Source organism: Caballeronia humi, from assembly GCF_001544475.1.
GTDB classification, from domain to species: Bacteria; Pseudomonadota; Gammaproteobacteria; order Burkholderiales; family Burkholderiaceae; genus Caballeronia; species Caballeronia humi.
Genome location: NZ_FCNW02000031.1, coordinates 18673 through 35222, shown reverse-complemented (window position 1 = coordinate 35222; position 16550 = coordinate 18673). Strand labels below are relative to the sequence as shown.

Below are 16550 nucleotides of genomic sequence, written 5' to 3'. Positions count from 1 at the left end.
CATTGGTTTGCCTTTCCAACGGGTCGGGAACGCGAGTATTGCTTGTCCCAGGGACGGTAACGCCAATAGACCGATACGATTCAAAGGAGCCCAAGCAAGCGCATTACATCAAACGCTGTAGGCATCCCCCCGCCCGTGCGCCGGCGGCCGCGCGTTGTCGAGCCCCTGCTTCAAATCCCACCGTTCCGAAAACCTGGGCGCACTCAGCCAGTGAATGAATTCATCCTGCCAGTTCCCCCAGGCGTTTTCGTCGAAATCGAATTCCTCGTCGATGCGGCCGCCGTCTCGCAAATAGGCCCCCACGAGACACTTGCCGTTCCAGTAGGCGACAGCCACGTCGGTCAAATCGGCGGTCGTGCCGGCTGGCAGGTCGCGCAGGAACATCGCAAGCTGTGCCCGGAAGGACGCGAATTCACAGGAGGCCATCGACAACTCCGCTTTGTCTGGTACGAGTCAGTGAAGAATGCACCGGGCCAGAAAGTCCGTCAATTTCCCGTCGTGTGGCGCGGCACATTCGCCCAGGGCCCGCACGACCCCGTTCCGAATCCGCTACCCATATCCCTAGCCAAATGCACCTTTATTAAGATCTTTCTCGAACTCCGACGTCCATTTCGTGCCGTGTCCCGTTCGATACGCCTTTTGCTTCAGCGTCGACTTGCGCACGATCGTGAGGTGCCCCTGCAACGGATAGACATCGTCGACGATGTCCATGTTGACCGTTTCCTCCAGCATGAAATCGTCTTCGTTCAGCTGGTGTCTACTCAGGATGACCAGGAAATCCGCTTTTTCGTCCTGCGCGATGACAGACATTTCAGCCTCCGCAATATTCCGCATGCGACCGTTTCAAGTTAGCACATGCATCGCCGCCCTGCCGAGGATGCCGCGCGACACGGTTAAGATGAGCGCCGGGTCGATCATCGGACGAAGGTCATGACACGCAGATTTGCAGCGTTATCGCTAAGCATTCTTCTTGCGACGGCCGCGACCGCCGCCTCGGCCGACGACACGGCGTGCGGCACGCTCGAAGGCGCCGACGCCGGGAGCGGCGCGTTTTCGTTGAACGAAGGGGAAGCGGTCGATCTGGTCAGCGCGGGCAAGCGGGTGCGCGGCATGCTGCACGTCTATCGCGACGACGCGGTGTTTCGCATCTACTGGCAGCCGGACGGCAGCCCTGAGAATTACGTGCTGGCGAATGCTGGAACCGACAGCGTCCGGCTCATCGCGACGCCGCCGCGTGGATCGCCCGTTCTGGAAGGCCCGGGGATGATGCCGAAGCAGCAAGTGTTGTCGTGTCCGAGCCTGTGAACCGCTAAGGCTTCGCAGCCGGAACATTTCCACCAGCGGCGGCGCGCCCCGGCGAGGGCGAGGGCGAGGGCGAGGGCGTCGTCGATAAAGTCGAGCCGCCGCGCATGACAGTCTGGTCGTCGTCGGCGGCTTTCGGCTTTTTTTGCTCCGACTGCTTCGTCAGCGCCTGCGTCTGAAGCAGCTTCTTCGTGCGGTCGTTGAGTTCCGCGTGAGCCGCCGCCGACGCGCAGCACGCGCCGATCAGGCAAAGCATCAGGATTCTGTTCATCGACGTCTCCTTGCGGGCGCCGGATGACACCCTGTTACTTGCTGGCGGCGAGCACCTTGCCGAACGCCTCCACCACCGGCCCGACGTTCGTCTCGTTCAGCCCCGCGACGCACATCCGCCCCGAGCGCAGGATGTACACCCCGAACTCCTCGCGCAGCCTGTCAACCTGCGCCGCCGAGAGCCCGGTGTACGTGAACATGCCACGCTGCTTCACATAACGCGACAGCGCCTCGCCGCGCACGTGGTCGCGCAGGCCGTCGTGGATCGCGACACGCATCCGAGCGATGCGCTGGCACATCGCCGCAAGCTCGCTTTTCCACGATGCCTCAAGCGCCGGCGTAGTCAGCACACGCGTGACGATCTTCGCGCCGTGCGTCGGCGGATTGCTGTAGTTCGAGCGCACCGAGCCGGTCAACTGGCCGAGCACGCGACCTGCCGCGTCCGCATCCTCGCAAATCACGTGCAGGCCGCCGCAGCGTTCGCCGTAGAGCGAAAAGTTCTTCGAGAACGAATTCGCGACGAGCGCCGTCACACCGCGCCGCGCCAGTTCGCGCACGGCGAAGGCATCGTCGTCGAGGCCGGCGCCGAAACCCTGGTACGCCATGTCCACGAAGGGCAGCAAGTCGCGCGCCTGAAGCACGCCGATCAGCCGCTCCCACTGCGCGCGGTCGAGATCGACACCCGTCGGGTTGTGGCAGCACGCGTGCAACAGGACGATGCTTTTTGCGGGCAGCGCGTCGATCGCGGCGAGCATCGCGTCGAACTTCAGGCCACCGGTCGCTTCGTCGTAGTACGGGTACGTATTCACCTCGAAACCCGCGCGCTCGAAGATGAAGCGATGGTTTTCCCACGTCGGATCGCTGACCCACACTTGCGATTTCGGGAAATAGCGCTTGATGAAGTCAGCACCGACTTTCAGCGCGCCCGAGCCGCCGAGCGTCTGCACCGTCGCGATGCGGCCGTCCGCGCGCGCCGGGTTCTCGCCGAACACGAGCGCCTGCACGGCGTCGCGATAATGCGCGAAACCGGCCATCGGCAGATAGGGTTTCGGGCCCGGCTCGTTCAGGATCGCCGCCTCGGCTTCGTGGACGGCGCGCATCACGGGCAGACGCCCCTCGTCATCGAAATAGATGCCGATGCTCAGATTGACCTTGTTGCTGCGCGGGTCCTTCTGGAAATCTTCGTTCAGGCTGAGGATCGGGTCGCCGGGATATGCATCGATATGTTCGAACATGATGTTTGCTTGTCGGTCGGAGCGGGAAAGCGGACGTCGTACCGACGGCCGCCGGGAAAGGCGCCAGACATGGCGCCCGGCTCAATCATCGATTATCGGCCACGGAAGGTTTGCGCGCCGTGACGGCCGTCGCGCTCGAAACAGCACCATCGCGCGAACGAAAGCGGTAGCTGATCGCGAGCACCAGCAGCCACACCGGAATCAGATACACGGAAAGCTGCAGGCCCGGCGTGATGTACATGATGACCAGAATGCCCGCCAGGAATGCGAGACACAGGTAGTTCGTGAACGGATAGCCGAGGCTGCGGAACGTGGTCGTCTGGCCGGCCTTGCGCTTGTCGCTGCGAAACTTCAGGTGAATGATGCTGATCATCGCCCAGTTGATGATGAGCGCCGATACCACGAGCCCCATCAGCAGTTCGAACGCCTTGCCCGGCATGAAGTAGTTGATCAGCACGCAGGCGCCGGTCGCGAACGCCGAGACGCCGAGCGCCGCGAGCGGAATACCGCGCCGGTTGACCTTCAGCAGCGCGCGCGGCGCGTTGCCTTGCTTGGCGAGGCCGTAGAGCATGCGGCTGTTGCAATAGACACCGCTGTTGTACACGGAAAGTGCAGCCGTCAGCACGACGGCGTTCAGCACGTGCGCGACGACGTTGCTGTTCATCGCGTGGAAAATCAGCACGAACGGGCTGCCGCCGGTCGCAACCTTTTCCCACGGATAAAGCGACAGCAGCACGCCAAGCGCGCCCACGTAGAAAATCAGGATCCGGTAGATCACCTGGTTGGTCGCGCGGGGGATGCTTTTCGAGGGATCGTCGGCTTCGGCCGCCGTGATGCCGACGAGTTCCAGCCCGCCGAACGAGAACATGATCACGGCCATCGCCATGACGAGGCCGCTCATGCCGTTCGGGAAGAACCCGCCGCGTTGCCACAGGTTCGTGACGCTGGCTTCGGGGCCGGCCGTGCCGGAAAACAGCAGATAGCCGCCGAACCCGATCATGCCGACGATCGCCAGCACCTTGACGATCGCAAACCAGAATTCCATCTCGCCGAAGGACTTGACGCTCGTCAGGTTGATCGCGTTGATGAGCCCGAAGAACACGAGCGCGGAGACCCACGTCGGCACGCCGGGCCACCAGTACTGGACGTAGATCCCCACCGCCGACAGCTCCGCCATGCTCACGAGGATGTACAGCACCCAGTAGTTCCAGCCCGACATGAAGCCGGCGAAGTGCCCGCAATACTTGTTGGCGAAGTGGCTGAACGAGCCGGCGACGGGTTCGTCGACGACCATCTCGCCCAGTTGCCGCATGATCAGGAACGCGATGGCGCCCGCGATTGCGTAGCCGAGCAGCACCGAGGGGCCCGCCATCTTGATCGTCTGCGCGATGCCGAGGAAAAGCCCTGTGCCGATCGCGCCGCCGAGCGCGATCAACTGGATATGACGGTTCTTGAGCCCGCGCTTGAGCTCTTCGCCGCCAGCGTTGCCTCCGTAGCCTTCTTTGCCTGAAACCATCTGTACTTGTCTCCGTTTTTCGATTTTGTGCGGGCACGAATTCGGGTGGATTTCGCGCCGCGCGCCGCCCGGCGTTCGTGGCGCCGGGTTTCGCATACCGGTTGCGTCGCTATTGGCCTGCGCGCAATTAAATTTCCGAGTCAACGTTTGCCGCTTATGTCGCCGCGTGCTTCCGCAGCGGGCGATTTTAGCTTATGCGCCTCTCGTGCAGCGGCACCCAGTGTATATTTGAGATGGCAAAATAGGATTTCATAAGGCACGCTGGCAAACCCTGACTGATGCACCGAAAACGCCATCTTCCCCGCTAAAAGGAAATAAAAGTGCATAACGTGACGCTCGACCGTATCGACATGCGTCTGCTCGGCGCGCTGCAGGAAAACGGCCGGATGTCGAACCTCGAACTCGCGCAGGCGATCAAGCTTTCGCCCGCGCAGACCTTGCGGCGTCATCGGAGGCTGGAGGAAATCGGCGTGATCCGCCGCTATGAGACGCGGCTGGACGCCGAGAGCCTCGGTTTCGGCGTCGTCGCGTTCATCCAGGTGACGATGGAGCGCGGGCATATCCGTGACCTGATGAAGTTCAAGGAGTTCGTCGCGAAGCTCGCGCAGATCCAGGAGTGTTTTTCCGTCACCGGCGATATCGATTACGTGCTGAAAGTGGTCGCGCGCGATCTGAGAGCGCTGTCCGAATTCCTGCTCGACACGCTCATGCAAATCCCCGGCGTGAGCCGCGTCCAGTCGATCGTCTGTCTCGACGAACTGAAAGGCACGAGCGCGATGCCGCTCGAAGTCTGACCGCTTCTTTCCCTGGAAAGACGGCGACACGATCAACGATGAATTGAGGCGAAAAACCCGCGCTGTTCCAACGATTGGATTCGAGGCCGAGACCCCACACTTGACTCATCCACTCAAGAGGACGCCGACATGTCGCACAGCATCGAATACATCGCCGAGATCGAACCGCGCAGCGCAACCGCCCTGAAGTCGGTGTCCATTCTCGATCTCCCCGCCACCGAAGCTGATCTCATGCTCGCGCTCGACAAGGCGTCGGCCAACATCATGCGTCTTGCCGGCAAGCTCGGCTGGACCGCGACGGGCAGCGCCGCCAGCGCCCGCGAAGACGAGCTGGCACTCAAGGAACAACGCGCACTGGCGCACAAGCTGATCGAGCGGCTGCTCGCGCTGCCCTCGGCGCCCGTGCGTCACTGATCGACCGCAACACCTTTCACTCGCGCATCGAAAAGCGCACTTGCCACGTTTCGGGGAAAAGCAATGAACTGGATGATCGTTCTGGGAATCTGGATGATGGTCGCGTTTTGCGTCGTATTGTTCGTCCGTGGCGCTCAAGTGCGCGATCCGGGTTTCGAGCGCCGCGCCGATGCGGATGACCGCGAAGCCTTCGCGCTCGGCCGGGGCCGCACGCTCAGCCTGGATTGAGTCCGGCTGATTAAAAAAGCCGCGTCGAGCGACGCGGCGGTCTGCTTCAAATCTTCAATCTTCAAGTCACTTCACATCACATCGCGGAAAGCGCGGCCCGCAGGCCGAGCAGATAACTTTCCACGCCAAATCCGCAAATCTGTCCTTTCACGATCTCGGCGAACACCGACTTGTGGCGAAACTCCTCGCGCGCGTGGATGTTGGACATATGGATCTCCACGATCGGCACCGTCAGAATCGCGAGCGCATCGCGGATGCCGTAGCTGTAGTGCGTCCACGCGCCCGCGTTGATCAGCACAGCGGCAGCGTTGTCAGCGTAGGCCTTGTGGATACGGTCGCACATGTCGCCTTCGCTGTTCGTCTGATAGCTCTCCACTTCCACGCCCAGTTCCTTGCCGAGCGCCTGCAGCTTGGCATCGATTTCGTCGAGCGTGACCGTGCCGTACTGCTTCGGGTCGCGCTTGCCGAACATGTTGTGGTTGATGCCATGAAGCATCACGATCTTTTTCATGATTGTTCCTTCGGTTGAACGGATGGGGCTGTTGATTGACTCGGGGCGCAAAGCCGCGGCGGAGAAGGCGGCGGGCGCATTTTAATGCGCCGCGCTGTCGCCGGGTTCAGGAATGATTTGAACGGAGAGGAACCGGCCGCGCCCCGTGGCGCGGCCGTCTCATGCGTACCTTACGCGGACGCCTTCACCAGCTTCTCGTCGGCGACGGTCTGCGCGCGCAGGCGGTCGTACTCGGCCTTGTCCATCGGACGGGCATCGGGTTCGCCGAGCTGGCTCATCGGGATGCGATACGTCTCCCGCGCACTCCACGCCGCCAGCGCCGCGATGATTGTGACAGCCAGAGTGATCGTGCCCACCGTCATCGGGATGTTGTTCGACCCTGGAGGCGCGACCGTCGCGAAGACCGCTGGCAGCAACGCTGTGATCAGCGTGCCGACGTTCTGGGAGATCGCCATCGCCGAGACGCGGGCGCGGGTCGGGAACAGTTCCGGGTAGAAGCTCGGGAAGATCGCGTTGTAACCCTGATAGACCACGCCCCACATCAGGATCGACATGAGGAACGCCAGCGGCACGCTATGGATGCTGATCGCGTACAGGTAGCCGAACGACAGCACGCCAGAAGCGACCGCCCCGACCGCGACCGGAATCTTGCGGCCAATCCGGTCCGACAGATCGCCGACATACGGAATCACCAGCACGGCGACGATATTCCCGACGACCGGAATCCAAAGGTAGACGCTCTTCGGAAAGCCGACGCCATAGGCCGCCTGCACCGCATAGGCGGCACCGAAGATCGTCGCGACGACCGGGATCACGTTCATCAGCGCCATGCAGACGACGCGGATCATGTCCTTCCAGCAGTAGACGAAAGCTTCCTTGATCGGCGACTTCGGCAGCGCGGCCGCATCGGCTTCGTTGGCGAACGCCGGGGTTTCGTCGACTTCGCGGCGGATGATGTAGCCCGCGAACAGCACGCCGGCGGACAGCAGGAACGGAATGCGCCAGCCCCAGGAATTGAACGCCTCTTCCGGCATGAAGTACGCGAGCGGCAGGAAGATCGCAGCGGCCAGGATCTGGCCGGCCTGCACGCCCTGCAGCGTGAAGCTCGCGTAATAGCCGCGTCGGCCGAAAGGCGCGTGTTCGAGAATCATCGAACTGGCGCCGGAGATTTCGCCGGCGACCGCGAAGCCCTGTGCCAGGCGCAGGATCACGAGCAGCGTCGGGGCAAGCATGCCGACCTGGTGATACGTCGGCAGGAGACCGACCGCCATCGTCGATCCGCCCATCAGGAACATGCAGACCAGCAGCACGGTTTTACGGCCGTGCGTATCGCCCCAGTGGCCGAGGAAGAACGCGCCGATCGGACGCGCCACGTAGCCGACACCATAAGTCGCGAGCGACGCGACGATCGCCACCTTCGGATTACCGGACGGGAAGAACAACTGTGGGAAGATCAGCGCGGCAGCCTGCGCGTAGATGAAGAAGTCGTAATACTCGAGCGCCGAGCCGATCCAGCCGCTCGCCGTAGCTTTCTTGGTCTGCTTGCGGTGATGGTTGTCGTCGGGATCGACGGGGCCGCCTTTCGACAGCGAATTCGTTTCCATGTTGTCTCCTGATTCTCGAGCGTTGGGACAGCTTCTCGGGCCACCTCTCCGACACACTGACTGCGATGGATTGCCCACGAAGGGCGCTCCGCGTCTTCTTCGATACCGTATTTCTTTTGATAACTCCAGTGCTCGTTACGGGTTGATCGAACTGGCTGCTCGACGGGCAGTTCCAGAATCGCCATGCCATGGAACAGAAACAAGCCGCCTTCGATCATCGCGCTTGAACCGTTGCCTTACGATGAGGCAAAACCCGATGACGATTGGCCCGAGGCACGCTTGCATTCGGGCACGCGAGCGGAGCGGCGCACGATTCGGGCCTGATCTAAGCACGCGTTTTCGCGTTTGTGCACTGCAACCCGTAGCGCTAAATTACTATGCGAGTGCGCAATCATAATGCGGCCGGACGGAAAATCAGAATGCGTTTTGAGCGCACAATCGTGCGAGGGATAGTGTGCTGGTAACGAGGCCGAGGGAGGCACGCAATGTCGTCTGCACTGAACTATATGCGGCTCTACGCCGATGATGGCGGCGGCGAATCGCATTTCGAACCGGCAGTCATCGAGACGTTCACGCGCGATTTCGCGCCTCCCGCGCCAGCCTTCGGCGTTTCAAGTTTTGTACCGGCTTTACGTAGCGGCTTCCTGCTGTTGCCTGCGGGATGGATCGGCGAGTTGCATCCGTCGCCGCTTCGCATGTGGATATTTGTTCTTCAGGGAGAGATGGAGTTCGAGGCATCGGACGGCGAATGTCAGCCGGTCCGCACCGGCGACGTCCTCCTTCTCGAAGATACGACCGGGCGCGGGCATCGAAGCCGCGTGATCGGCGATACGGCGGCTAGACTGGCCGTCGTCGAACTTCAGCCAGCGCGCGCCTAATCCCTCAACCGGATCTCGGAGACGAACACAAACGGTGCGGCGACATCGCCGCCGTGGAAATACCCGCTGCACGCGCAGACCGCGAGCCGTTCCAGGTTCTCCGAATCGTGATGCGCCGCTTCGGTGCGTTGAGGCTTCGGCGGTCGGCGCCATGCCTTGGCAAGCCGCGCTGCCATGTCAAGTCGAGTGAGCATTTTCATTCGTCTCTCCCTACGCTGGGATGATCCCTCTCCCAAGCATAGGCCTCCAATAAAACGAACTGAACGATGGATAGGTCATTTCGATATTGGCCTGAGCATAGGGCTCGGAAAGCGCCTTCCATACGCCCAGCCGAAAATGCTTATTGCTTTTGATTGTTTCAAAGTGGTGCGTGTCCGGTATAGGTTTACTGCATGAACCTACCCTCCGTCTCATCAAAACCCGTCGCGTGGATCGCCGGTGTCGGTGCATCGGCCGGGCTCGGTGCCGCCGTCGCACGCCGCTTCGCCAAGGAAGGCTTCGCCGTCGCGCTGACGGGGCGCACCGCATCGCGCGTCGAAGCCCTCGCCGATGAAATCCGTGCCGCCGGTGGCGATGCCTACGCATTCCCCGGCGACGTGGCGGATGAGACATCGATCAAACGCATTGCCGCGCGCGTGAGCGAAATCGGTGCGCTGCATGCGGCGGTCTTCAACGCGGCGAGCGGCATCCGCGCGCCGTCGCTCGACCTCACCGCCGTGCAGTTCGAAGACGCGCTGCGCGTCAACGTGATCGGCGGCTTCGTATTCGGTCAGGCCGCTTTGCGCGCGCTGCTCGACAACGGTCGCGACGCAGAGGCATCGCACGGTCTCGGCACTCTGCTCTTCACCGGCGCCACCGCCGCGCTGCGCGGAAGGCCGCCGTTTGCCGCATTCGCAGCCGCCAAGGCCGCGCTGCGCTCGCTGTCGCAGAGCTTCGCGCGCGAGTTCGGGCCGCGCGGCATCCACGTCGCGCACGTCGTAATCGACGGCGGGATCGATGGCGAACGGCTGCGTCAGGGCGCGCCGCAGCGCGTCGAACAGGCAGGCGCCGACGGCCTGCTGTTGCCCGACGCCATCGCCGAGACCTATTGGCAACTTCATATGCAGCATCGAAGCGCCTGGACGCAGGAAGCCGACCTGCGCCCCTACAGGGAATCGTTCTGACGAGGAGCACCTGGCCTGACAGCGAAGCGTGAGTAAGGCTGCATCCGTGAACACGAGCTAACCTAAGCACGTTTTATTGGTTGGACTGTCGTTTGCCTGAAGCGAGAATTTCCGGTAACGCGCTGAATACCTCGCGCCCGATTCCTCGCTTCCATTCTTCAGGTTCAATCCAATGACGGCCTCTTACTTGTCGTTCCGTTCACACGGACTCAAAGGTTCCCTCGTCGCGGCGTGCGTGGCGGCCTCAGTGCTCATGCTCGCCGCCTGCAAGCCCCAGGACGGTGCGACGCAGGCATCGGCGAATGCGGCGTCGGCTCGTCAGGAAATCACATACTTCAAGTATCCCGACAACCCGGCGTTCGACCTCGTCTACCTCGCCGACAAGCTCGGCTATTTCGAGAACACGAGCACCCGTCCGAAGTACGTCGGCAAGGTCTCGGCGCCGCAGATCATTCCGCTCGTCGGGACCGGCGAGATCGATTTCGGCACGCGCATGGTGCCGCTCGTCATCTCGGCGATCGCGAGCGGCGCGGACATCAAGGTCGTGTCCGCCGGCGGCGAAACGCTGCCCGACGCGCCGCACATGAAATATTTCGCGCGCAAGGACTCGGGCATTCGCGAGCCGAAAGACTTCGAAGGCAAGACGGTCGCGTTCAACAGCTTCGGCGCATGCGCGGAGTTCGTGACGAAGAAGTATCTGTCGCAACATGGCGTGGACGTGTCGAAGGTGAACTGGCTCGTCGTGCCCGACAATCAATCGCAGCAGGCGCTCGTCACGAAAAACGTCGATATCGCGATCATTCATCCACCGTTCTCCGGTGCCGCCGAGCACGATGCGCAGCTTCACAAGCTGTGGAGCGACTGGGACGAAGACGGCGGTCTCGGCGGCATGGCGCCGTATAGCGTGAACGGCGCATTCGCGCGCGCGCATCCGCAGGCGGTGAAGGATTTCGTGAGCGCGATCGCGAAGGCCGGCAACTGGGTCAACGAGCACCCCGAAGAAGCGCGCGAGCTTACGGCCGAACGGCTCGGCATCGACGTGAATCTCGTCGAGCGCTATGCGTATGTAAAGGACCTCGTCGTCACCGAGCCGCCGATTCAGTACTACATCGACATCCTCGAACAGGCCGGGAAAATCCCCAAGGGCAAGGTCGCGGTGAAGGACGTCTATACGAACGAATTCAACGCGCTCGCCGGCAAGCAGTCACAAGCAAATGCAACGCTGCGCGCCGCCGGGAGCCGCTCATGAGCGAGACGGCGCGTCATCGCGACAAGATCGTCGCGCGCGATCTCTCGCTCGCCTATGCGAGCCAGACCGTGCTGAAGGGCTTCGATCTCGCCGTGCGCGAGGGCGAGTTTCTTTCGCTGCTGGGGCCTAGCGGCTGCGGCAAATCGACGTTTCTCAACATCCTCGCCGGGCTCGTGCCGCACACGTCGGGCGATATCCGCATCGACGGGCAGCCGGTCGTCGCCGTGCGCGACAAGCTCGGCGTCGTGTTTCAGGGTTATGCGCTCTTTCCATGGCGCACGGTGAGGAAGAACGTCGAGACCGGGCTTGAGATTCGCGGCGTGAGCCGCGCGCAACGCAGAGCGGAGGCGGAGCGGTATCTGCAACTCGTCGGCCTGATCGATTTCGCCGATCACTATCCGCATCAGCTTTCTGGCGGCATGCGCCAGCGCGTGGCGATCGCGAGGGCGCTTGCTTATGGTCCCGAGGTCCTGCTGATGGACGAGCCGTTCGGCGCCCTCGATGCGCAAACGCGCGAGTCGCTGCAACAGGAACTGCTCGGCATCTGGGAGCAGAGCGCGAAGACGGTCGTGTTCGTCACGCACAGTATCGATGAAGCGATTTTTCTGTCGGACCGGGTGGCCGTCATGGGACGTGGGCCGGGACGTGTGAAGGAGATCATCGACGTCGATCTGCCGCGTCCGCGTGGGCCGGCGATTCGTCATTCGGCCGCGTTCATCGCGCTCAGCCAGCGCGCCTGGAACAGCCTGAGCGCGGAGATCGGCGCGTTGCGGAGCGTCGCGGCTTCTGTCGAGACGCCTGACGACATCTACGCCGGAGCGCCCCATGTCTGATCAGATCGTCAGGGCGCGCGAGATTCCGATCGCTGCTGAACGTCGCAAAGCCGCCGCGCCATCCGTCGAACGACGCGCCCGACTCTGGGCCACGTTCGATCGAAGCATCGCGCTCGTCGGCTTTCTCCTGCTGTGGGAACTGCTGCCGAGGCTCGGAATGGTGAGTGCAGCGTATCTCAGCCCGCCGTCGGCCGTGTTCGTCGCGATCGCCCGGCTCTTCGATGGCGGCGAAGTCTGGAAGCACCTGAGCGCCAGCGCGATCCGCTCGATCAGCGGACTGTTGCTCGCAGTCGCAGGCGGCGTCGTCTGCGGCTTCACGCTCGGATGGTTTCGCCGCGCCGAGCGCATCGCCGATCCGCTCTATCAGTTGCTGCGCCAGGTTTCCGCGTTCGCGCTGTTTCCGGTCTTCATGCTGTTCCTCGGGATCGGCGAATCGTCGAAGATCGCGATCATCGTGTGGGCCGCGTTCTGGCCGGTGCTGCTCAATACGATCTCGGGCGTGAAGCAGGTCGAGCGCATCTTCATCGACGGCGCGCGGTCGATGGGTGCGTCGCAAGGGTTCATCTTTGCGAAGGTCGTGCTGCCTGCCGCGTTGCCCGAAATCCTGACGGGCATCCGGATCGCGGGCGCGTACAGCATCACGGCGCTCGTCGCGGCCGAGATGATCGGCGCGCGCTCGGGGCTCGGCTTTTACACGCTGAACTCGCAGGAGACGTTCCAGATTCCCGACATGTACGCCGGCATCGTGCTGCTCGCGCTCTTCGGGCTCGCGATCAACCAGAGCCTGTCGCTGCTCGAGCGGCGGCTGCTCAGGTGGCGAGTGGGCCTGGCACAGAATGGCTAGAGTCGGCCTTTCCGATGCAGGCGCCGGGTGGCTTCGCTGGCTGCCGGCCAGATTTGCCGCGCTCGCTGTTTTAGCCGCGCTGTCGCGGGAAGATACCCTGCGAACCTACTTCGATACCGATCGCGCTTTCGCCGCGGCATCCGCGCGAGGCACGCTGATCGTGGCCGTGCCGCCGCGGCCTCAGCCAACGCTGACCGTCGGCCACGTCGACCGGACGTTGCGATCGCCCGATCCCTTCTCCGCCGCGCTCGCCAACGACCTCGGACGCCGCGCCGGACTGCCGGTCACGTTCGTGCTCGCCGAGCCGCGCGCGGCGCAAGAGGCGGTGCGCTCGGGCAAGGCCGATGTAGCGATTGCCGGCCTGCCGTTCGCGCCCGAAGCATCGCTCGCCTTCGCGCCGACGTCCTATTCGACCGGACGCGGCCTCGCGCTCGTGCTGCGGCATGGCAACGTGAAAGACTGGGACGATCTGCGCGGACGTGCGATCTGTGCATCGGCGGGAAGTCCTTTCGCGGCGCAAGCGGCGCGGCGTCATCACGCAACATTGCAAAGCTTCGAACGTCCGCTCGACGCCCTGCTCGCGTTTCAGGCCGGTGAATGCGCGGCACTCGTCGACGATGAACTCGTCGTCCGCGCTTTGCTCAAGCAATCCGGCTGGGCCTACTATCGCGCGCTGCCGGGCACGATCGCGGCATCGCCCGCGTTCATTGCCTCGGCGGGCGGCGATGTCCCCACTGCCGCCTCAATCGATGACGCCGTGCGCGACTGGCGCCGCGAGCGCTGGTTATCGGCCGTGCGTCAGGACCTCGCAAGCCGTCTCGCCTTCGACATGTTCAACGCGGAGAACGACTTGTATTGCCATTGAAGATGGTCAGGCTCATTGACCCTGCACCTGCCATTGCAGGACCGGATGCGTGGCGCCCGCCGGAATGACCCACGTTCCGCCCGGCCCAAAATTCCACGATGGTGCGAAGCTCGCGGGTGTGCTCATCTGCGCGGTCGTGAGTCCGTTCGCGACTGGCACATATGGGCCGCCGTCCGTCTGGCCGCTCGCCTGGACGTCCCAGTAGACGTTGGTCGAGCCCGGGTCGTTCGAATCAAAAAGGCCGCCGCGTGGCCCCGGTCCGATTCCGTTCGTCACGATGGAAACCGAGAACGACTCGTCCACCTTGCCCCCGTTTTCCTCCACGAGCCCCGCGGCGCCGGCGATCTCGCCGCCGACGTTCGCCGCCGCATACGATTGCCGCACCGTGCCGGTGTTCCGCCCGACCAGCCCGCCGCTCGTCGAATGCGAGCCGCCGCCCACCAGCCCCGTCGCGAACGATTGCAGGATCGTGCCGCTGTTCACGCCGACGAGGCCGCCGAATTCTCCCGAGCCACCGACATCCGCGCTGCTCCAAGAGCGCTCGATGGTCCCATCGTTCTGGCCGACAAGTCCGCCTCCGTAGATCGCGATCGTTTCGGGCGAGCCGACGCTGCCGATCGAATACGAGTTCGTGATCAGCCCGCGATTGCGTCCCGCGAGGATGCCGCCGGTGCCGCCGGATGCGGGGTCCGCTATGCCCGAGATGCCAAGATTGCGCACCACGCCTGCCGTGCCGATCACGGCGAAGAGGCCCGCATACACGCTCGTCGACGGATCGTAGAGCGTGCTGCCGACGCCGCGCAGTGCGTGACCGAAACCGTCGAATTGTCCGTTGAACTCCGCGTCCTTGCCGACGCCGATGCCGTTGAACGGCGGATCGCCCGTCGCTCCGCCGGTCACGTCCTTGCCGAGCGCATAGACCCCGTTGAGATCGTCGGTAACGTGCGTGAGGTCGGTGATCGAATTCACCAGCCGGTACGCCGTGAACTGCGTCTTCAGGCCGCTGTAGGCCGCCGCGCTCCACGCTGCGTTTGTGCGAATCGTGCCTGGTACGAAGGCGCCGTTCATGTCGTGGAGCGCCGCGACAAAGCCCGTGCTGCGCGACCAGTCGATGGTCCCGCGATTCGTGACGCCCGCGCCGTTGTCGATGCCGCTCGCGTCCGCGCGCAGCGTCAGGTTGCCCGCGCCGGTGTTGCCGAGCGTCGTCGTCGAACCGATCGCGATCGAGTGGAACGCGTTGACCGCAAGTGACGCGCCGCCATTCCAGCGCAAGGTCGAGACAAGGTTGATGTCGCCCTGCGTCGCATTGAGCGCAACCGACGCGCCCCGCGACAACTGCGTCGCGAGGATCGCCGCCGTGAGTGGCCCGACGTCGAGCCTCGGCGTGCTCAGGTTCCATTGCGCCGCGTGGATGTCGGCGTCGTCGAGATGGAGGGCGTTGGCCGTCGTATCGACCGTGCCACCGTTACCGGACGCCAGGGTCGCGTCGATGCGGCTGTGTACATGCGCCGTGCCCTGCGGCGCCACGAGCCACACGTGCCCGTCGCGCGTGGCGGTGCCGGTCGCGCGCAGCGCCGTGCTGTTCCCGGCGAAGGCGAACACGTTGCCGTCGGCGGCCTGCAACGCGATCTGGGCTGCATCGATCGAGCCTTTGTTGACGGCGTCTCCGCGGCTCGTGGCCTGCACGTAGGTTTGAGGCGCGCTCGACGTATCGCGCACGAGTACCTGGTCGCCCGCCGCAAGCTCGGCCGAGCCCCTCGGCGCGCTGATCGTGCCGTCGTTTTCCACCAGCGTGCGCGCAATGAGAAACACGTCGCCGCCGCTGGAACTGATCTTGCCGAGGTTCACCACCGCGCCCGTCCCGCCGCCGCCGAAGGTCAGCGTGTTGCCCGCCATGAACGCGTCGTTGCCGACGTCGAGCGCCGATGCGACAAAGCGCCCGCCCGTTGTCACCACGCCGCTCGTGCCGATCACGACGCCCTGCGGGTTGATCAGGTAGAAGCTGCCGGTGGCGCTCAGACTGCCGTCGATGCGCGAGACGTCCGTGCCGGTCACGCGGCTGAGGGTCGCTCCCGAGCCGTTGTTCACGATCACGCGGTTGCCGTTGCCAATCGAAAAACCGCGCCAGTCGATGATGCCGCGCGTCGAGCTCTGCGTGATGCTCACGGCGTCGGCCTGCGTGCCGATCGTGCCCGCGCCGCCGACGAAGCGGCCATCCTGCGGCAGCGGGCCAGCGGCGAACGCGCTCGAAATCTGAAGCACGGCGAGCGGCACGGCGGCGCGCCAGTCGAACGTTCGCCTGCGCTGACATCTGGTGGACCGTCCGCGTGGCTGCGTGGAGAGCGCGAACTTCGACATGTCAGGCCTCTTCAGTTTTGGTCTGCGTTGAAAGGGCCCCGGTCGCGACTATGCCGTTCTTACCGACAGGAACTCGCTGCGGATTGAAAAGGTAGAAGTGGCTTGTCGCGGTGAGCGTGCCATCGATCAGCGAGCGTTCGTTACCGATGACGCGCGCGATCGTCCCGCTTTCTGCCGAGAACGCAAACCTGGCGCACGCGCGAGCGCGATCCCGTCGAGCAGGGGTCGCTCGCCATGTCCGTCTCCGTCGTTTTGCGAAGCTAACTAATAGCGCCCGGTGTACTTGCGTACCGCACGGCGCATTTAACTTTAGCAGACCATTTCAGAAAAGCCAGGCGGCCTGAAACATCGGTGAGACGGCTCTTTCGGCCATGAAGCGAAGCCGCTGCCAGGCACGCGTCGTTCGCGCTTGCAGCAGGAGAGTTGTCCGTGATGCCCTCGGCGGCCAGTTATCAAGTGAGGCGGCTGGAATAAATAATTGGGCGT

19 protein-coding genes and 1 pseudogene are annotated in these 16550 nt (G+C 63.5%); 11 read left to right on the top strand and 9 right to left on the bottom strand.

Going from position 1 to position 16550, the window contains the following annotated elements:
• Positions 1-108: 108 nt before the first annotated feature.
• Together AWB65_RS23415 and AWB65_RS23410 are read right to left on the bottom strand one after the other, a co-directional pair.
• Entirely contained in the window at positions 109-426 is a 318-nt protein-coding gene (locus AWB65_RS23415; RefSeq protein WP_087669413.1) for a hypothetical protein, read from the bottom strand.
• A gap of 135 nt (positions 427-561) precedes the next feature.
• Positions 562-810 carry a hypothetical protein gene (locus AWB65_RS23410; protein WP_087669412.1) on the bottom strand — a complete coding sequence of 83 codons (249 nt, stop codon included), beginning with the start codon at positions 808-810 and terminating at the stop codon, positions 562-564.
• 120 nt (positions 811-930) lie between these two features.
• Here AWB65_RS23410 and AWB65_RS23405 point away from each other — a divergent pair, with 120 nt between their 5' ends.
• Positions 931-1305, top strand: a complete 375-nt coding sequence (locus AWB65_RS23405; protein WP_087669411.1) for a hypothetical protein — start codon at positions 931-933, stop codon at positions 1303-1305.
• Positions 1306-1309: 4 nt separating this feature from the next.
• Here the strand turns inward: AWB65_RS23405 and AWB65_RS23400 are convergent, their stop codons facing one another.
• From AWB65_RS23400 to AWB65_RS23390, 3 genes are all read right to left on the bottom strand, one after another.
• On the bottom strand, positions 1310-1573 hold the full coding sequence (locus AWB65_RS23400; protein WP_087669410.1) for a hypothetical protein: 264 nt from the start codon (positions 1571-1573) through the stop codon (positions 1310-1312).
• A 34-nt stretch (positions 1574-1607) separates the two neighbouring features.
• Complete coding sequence (locus AWB65_RS23395) at positions 1608-2807, bottom strand: amino acid aminotransferase (protein WP_087669409.1); 1200 nt, start codon at positions 2805-2807, stop codon at positions 1608-1610.
• Positions 2808-2892: 85 nt separating this feature from the next.
• Positions 2893-4323 carry an amino acid permease gene (locus AWB65_RS23390; RefSeq protein WP_087669408.1) on the bottom strand — a complete coding sequence of 477 codons (1431 nt, stop codon included), beginning with the start codon at positions 4321-4323 and terminating at the stop codon, positions 2893-2895.
• Between the two features lie 320 nt (positions 4324-4643).
• Here AWB65_RS23390 and AWB65_RS23385 point away from each other — a divergent pair, with 320 nt between their 5' ends.
• The 3 genes from AWB65_RS23385 (at position 4644) to AWB65_RS36695 (ending at position 5759) form a co-directional block, all read left to right on the top strand.
• Positions 4644-5117, top strand: a complete 474-nt coding sequence (locus AWB65_RS23385) for an Lrp/AsnC family transcriptional regulator (protein ID WP_087669407.1) — start codon at positions 4644-4646, stop codon at positions 5115-5117.
• 129 nt (positions 5118-5246) lie between these two features.
• The gene (locus AWB65_RS23380) at positions 5247-5531 is read left to right on the top strand and encodes a hypothetical protein (RefSeq protein ID WP_087669406.1); all 285 of its coding nucleotides are present in this window, start codon (positions 5247-5249) and stop codon (positions 5529-5531) included.
• A gap of 63 nt (positions 5532-5594) precedes the next feature.
• A complete protein-coding gene (locus AWB65_RS36695; RefSeq protein ID WP_200821774.1) occupies positions 5595-5759 on the top strand; it encodes a hypothetical protein in 165 nt (54 codons plus the stop codon).
• A gap of 76 nt (positions 5760-5835) precedes the next feature.
• On the opposite strand, the gene aroQ is transcribed toward AWB65_RS36695, so the two are convergent.
• Positions 5836-6270 (bottom strand): type II 3-dehydroquinate dehydratase, encoded by a 435-nt coding sequence (gene aroQ / locus AWB65_RS23375; RefSeq protein ID WP_087669405.1) that lies wholly within the window; start codon positions 6268-6270, stop codon positions 5836-5838.
• 170 nt (positions 6271-6440) lie between these two features.
• Positions 6441-7874, bottom strand: coding sequence for an MFS transporter (locus tag AWB65_RS23370; protein ID WP_087669404.1), 1434 nt, complete (start codon positions 7872-7874; stop codon positions 6441-6443).
• 485 nt (positions 7875-8359) lie between these two features.
• On the opposite strand from AWB65_RS23370, the gene AWB65_RS23365 reads away from it, so the two are divergent.
• Positions 8360-8752 carry a cupin domain-containing protein gene (locus AWB65_RS23365; RefSeq protein ID WP_087669403.1) on the top strand — a complete coding sequence of 131 codons (393 nt, stop codon included), beginning with the start codon at positions 8360-8362 and terminating at the stop codon, positions 8750-8752.
• Here AWB65_RS23365 and AWB65_RS23360 read toward each other — a convergent pair.
• Complete coding sequence (locus AWB65_RS23360) at positions 8749-8952, bottom strand: hypothetical protein (protein ID WP_112006216.1); 204 nt, start codon at positions 8950-8952, stop codon at positions 8749-8751. The genes AWB65_RS23365 and AWB65_RS23360 overlap by 4 nt on opposite strands.
• Positions 8953-9144: 192 nt before the next feature.
• Between AWB65_RS23360 and AWB65_RS23355 the strand changes: the two genes are divergently transcribed.
• The 5 genes from AWB65_RS23355 (at position 9145) to AWB65_RS23335 (ending at position 13706) form a co-directional block, all read left to right on the top strand.
• Entirely contained in the window at positions 9145-9915 is a 771-nt protein-coding gene (locus tag AWB65_RS23355; RefSeq protein WP_087669401.1) for an SDR family NAD(P)-dependent oxidoreductase, read from the top strand.
• A 253-nt stretch (positions 9916-10168) separates the two neighbouring features.
• Positions 10169-11164: an ABC transporter substrate-binding protein gene (locus AWB65_RS23350; RefSeq protein ID WP_374729760.1), complete on the top strand. Its 996-nt coding sequence runs from the start codon at positions 10169-10171 to the stop codon at positions 11162-11164.
• The gene (locus AWB65_RS23345; RefSeq protein WP_087669399.1) at positions 11161-11997 is read left to right on the top strand and encodes an ABC transporter ATP-binding protein; all 837 of its coding nucleotides are present in this window, start codon (positions 11161-11163) and stop codon (positions 11995-11997) included. The genes AWB65_RS23350 and AWB65_RS23345 overlap by 4 nt, the downstream gene beginning before the upstream one ends.
• The gene (locus tag AWB65_RS23340) at positions 11990-12841 is read left to right on the top strand and encodes an ABC transporter permease (protein ID WP_200821773.1); all 852 of its coding nucleotides are present in this window, start codon (positions 11990-11992) and stop codon (positions 12839-12841) included. Before AWB65_RS23345 ends, AWB65_RS23340 begins: the two co-directional genes overlap by 8 nt.
• Complete coding sequence (locus AWB65_RS23335; protein WP_087669398.1) at positions 12834-13706, top strand: type 2 periplasmic-binding domain-containing protein; 873 nt, start codon at positions 12834-12836, stop codon at positions 13704-13706. The genes AWB65_RS23340 and AWB65_RS23335 overlap by 8 nt, the downstream gene beginning before the upstream one ends.
• A gap of 12 nt (positions 13707-13718) precedes the next feature.
• Here the strand turns inward: AWB65_RS23335 and AWB65_RS23330 are convergent, their stop codons facing one another.
• Positions 13719-16064, bottom strand: coding sequence for a two-partner secretion domain-containing protein (locus tag AWB65_RS23330; protein ID WP_087669397.1), 2346 nt, complete (start codon positions 16062-16064; stop codon positions 13719-13721).
• Positions 16065-16457: 393 nt separating this feature from the next.
• Here AWB65_RS23330 and AWB65_RS35760 point away from each other — a divergent pair.
• Positions 16458-16538 (top strand): annotated as a pseudogene (locus AWB65_RS35760) (hypothetical protein); the annotation flags it as partial.
• Between the last annotated feature and the right edge of the window lie 12 nt (positions 16539-16550).

Bases quoted from the DNA above. Each gene is read 5' to 3' on its own strand.
- AWB65_RS23340 (WP_200821773.1), top strand. From the start codon at position 11,990: ATGTCTGATCAGATCGTCAGGGCGCGCGAGATTCCGATCGCTGCTGAA.
- AWB65_RS23415 (WP_087669413.1), bottom strand. From the start codon at position 426: ATGGCCTCCTGTGAATTCGCGTCCTTCCGGGCACAGCTTGCGATGTTC.
- AWB65_RS23330 (WP_087669397.1), bottom strand. From the start codon at position 16,064: ATGTCGAAGTTCGCGCTCTCCACGCAGCCACGCGGACGGTCCACCAGA.
- aroQ (WP_087669405.1), bottom strand. From the start codon at position 6,270: ATGAAAAAGATCGTGATGCTTCATGGCATCAACCACAACATGTTCGGC.
- AWB65_RS23350 (WP_374729760.1), top strand. From the start codon at position 10,169: ATGCTCGCCGCCTGCAAGCCCCAGGACGGTGCGACGCAGGCATCGGCG.
- AWB65_RS23410 (WP_087669412.1), bottom strand. From the start codon at position 810: ATGTCTGTCATCGCGCAGGACGAAAAAGCGGATTTCCTGGTCATCCTG.
- AWB65_RS23365 (WP_087669403.1), top strand. From the start codon at position 8,360: ATGTCGTCTGCACTGAACTATATGCGGCTCTACGCCGATGATGGCGGC.
- AWB65_RS23395 (WP_087669409.1), bottom strand. From the start codon at position 2,807: ATGTTCGAACATATCGATGCATATCCCGGCGACCCGATCCTCAGCCTG.
- AWB65_RS23345 (WP_087669399.1), top strand. From the start codon at position 11,161: ATGAGCGAGACGGCGCGTCATCGCGACAAGATCGTCGCGCGCGATCTC.
- AWB65_RS23390 (WP_087669408.1), bottom strand. From the start codon at position 4,323: ATGGTTTCAGGCAAAGAAGGCTACGGAGGCAACGCTGGCGGCGAAGAG.
- AWB65_RS23380 (WP_087669406.1), top strand. From the start codon at position 5,247: ATGTCGCACAGCATCGAATACATCGCCGAGATCGAACCGCGCAGCGCA.
- AWB65_RS23360 (WP_112006216.1), bottom strand. From the start codon at position 8,952: ATGAAAATGCTCACTCGACTTGACATGGCAGCGCGGCTTGCCAAGGCA.
- AWB65_RS23335 (WP_087669398.1), top strand. From the start codon at position 12,834: ATGGCTAGAGTCGGCCTTTCCGATGCAGGCGCCGGGTGGCTTCGCTGG.
- AWB65_RS23405 (WP_087669411.1), top strand. From the start codon at position 931: ATGACACGCAGATTTGCAGCGTTATCGCTAAGCATTCTTCTTGCGACG.
- AWB65_RS36695 (WP_200821774.1), top strand. From the start codon at position 5,595: ATGAACTGGATGATCGTTCTGGGAATCTGGATGATGGTCGCGTTTTGC.
- AWB65_RS23355 (WP_087669401.1), top strand. From the start codon at position 9,145: ATGAACCTACCCTCCGTCTCATCAAAACCCGTCGCGTGGATCGCCGGT.
- AWB65_RS23370 (WP_087669404.1), bottom strand. From the start codon at position 7,874: ATGGAAACGAATTCGCTGTCGAAAGGCGGCCCCGTCGATCCCGACGAC.
- AWB65_RS23400 (WP_087669410.1), bottom strand. From the start codon at position 1,573: ATGAACAGAATCCTGATGCTTTGCCTGATCGGCGCGTGCTGCGCGTCG.